Consider the following 460-nt stretch of genomic DNA (forward strand, 5'->3'; position numbering starts at 1 on the left):
CGGTTGAGGTTTAGTAGCATAATGTGTGCGGTTTGAGGAAAAAGGCCGTCTGAAAACGGAAATTTAAAATTATAAAGGGTAATGTTTGTACACAGACAAAGATTGGTTTAATCGTTAAATTTTTCAGACGGCCTTAAATGTCGGATGTCTTTTGACGGCTTCCAACCAACTGTCCGGCGTTTGAAACTGCATCAGGCCGTCTGAAAGCGAAACCGCGGCTTGGGTCGTTGAAGCGCGGGTCAGCTTTTCATTGGTTTCGGCATCGTAAATGGTGTAATCGATACGCAGGCAGCTTTCGATTTCTACTATGTCCATATCAACGCGGATTTTTTGGCCGAAACGGGCAGGGCGGATGTATTTGAGGTTCATCTGCACAATCGGCCAGCTGTACCCCTGCCGCCCCATTTCGTTGTAGTCATAACCGATGGAAGACAGAAAAGCGCAACGTGCGGTTTCAAGG

General features: G+C 47.0%; 1 protein-coding gene. It reads right to left on the reverse strand.

The features are described 5' to 3' along the window. Nucleotides 1-123: 123 nt before the first annotated feature. Nucleotides 124-460 (reverse strand): thioesterase family protein (locus J5M67_RS28375; RefSeq protein WP_207888668.1); only part of this gene is annotated, 337 nt, incomplete at its 5' end.

This window comes from Pseudomonas sp. 30_B (assembly GCF_017491605.1).
Taxonomy (GTDB): Bacteria; Pseudomonadota; Gammaproteobacteria; order Pseudomonadales; family Pseudomonadaceae; genus Pseudomonas.